An 815-nucleotide genomic window follows, 5' to 3' on the forward strand; every position below is an offset into this window, starting at 1 on the left:
CGCCACCGTCGTGACCCTGACCAGCGTTCCCCTGGCTGTCACCTCCGAGGTCGCCCCCGAGGTCGCACAGGCGGTCCTTGACGACCTCCGGATGGAGGTGGCGTCATGGGAGTGACGATCAACGTCCCTCCGGGCGTCCTGGCAGCGGCCAAGGCTGCCTGGGACGACGCGGCCGATGGACTGGACGGCGCGTGGCGCCGGCTGGGCAAGGCGTCGACGGCCGGGTTCGCGCCCGCGGTGGTCACCGCTGTCGAGGCGTTCCAGACGACCTGGACCGACGAGCTCAAGCGGCGCGCGGAGGCGGCCCAGGCCAACAGCGATGCCTTCGTCGAGGTCAGCGGCGACTTCGAGTTCACTGACGCCGCTGCTGCCGAGCAGGCACGCGCGCTCCTCGGTTGGGCTCACCGTGCGGCACCGATCGGGGAACGCTGATGGTCACCATCGAGCTTCCCCGCACGATCGACCCGGTCCCGACCCTGGACTCCACGGCGGTCCGGGCAGCCACGTTCGCGACCAACCTTCGTGCGGTGGAGGTGCAGGTCAAAGACGTCCAGGCGTGGGCCGAGTCCCAAGGGGTCCCCGAGGGATGGCAGGGCGATGCGCGGGACGCGGCCGACCACGGCACGACCCGCTTCGCGCGACGCGTCGACGTGTCGGAGGCTGCGCTCGAGCAGGCCATCACCGCGACCGACAGGTTCGAGGACCGGCTCGTGCGGCTCGGTGCCCGACGGATCGTGTTGGCGAAGCGTCGGACGACGCTGAACGACGACGTCGAGACGCTCCGGGCCGAGATCGAGGGCAACGAGGCGGTCGAG

Annotated in this window: 2 protein-coding genes; both read left to right on the forward strand. The window is 71.2% G+C overall.

Annotated elements, in window-relative coordinates; translation table 11 throughout:
- The first annotated feature begins 105 nt into the window (after nt 1–105).
- Nucleotides 106–432 (forward strand): hypothetical protein, encoded by a 327-nt coding sequence (locus tag ACOADB_RS16390; protein ID WP_378600697.1) that lies wholly within the window; start codon nt 106–108, stop codon nt 430–432.
- A partial coding sequence (locus ACOADB_RS16395; protein ID WP_378600699.1) for a hypothetical protein occupies nt 432–815 on the forward strand: 384 nt, incomplete at its 3' end. The genes ACOADB_RS16390 and ACOADB_RS16395, both read left to right, overlap by 1 nt.

The organism is Nocardioides sp. CPCC 206348 (assembly GCF_048654705.1).
Taxonomy (GTDB): domain Bacteria; phylum Actinomycetota; class Actinomycetes; order Propionibacteriales; family Nocardioidaceae; genus Nocardioides.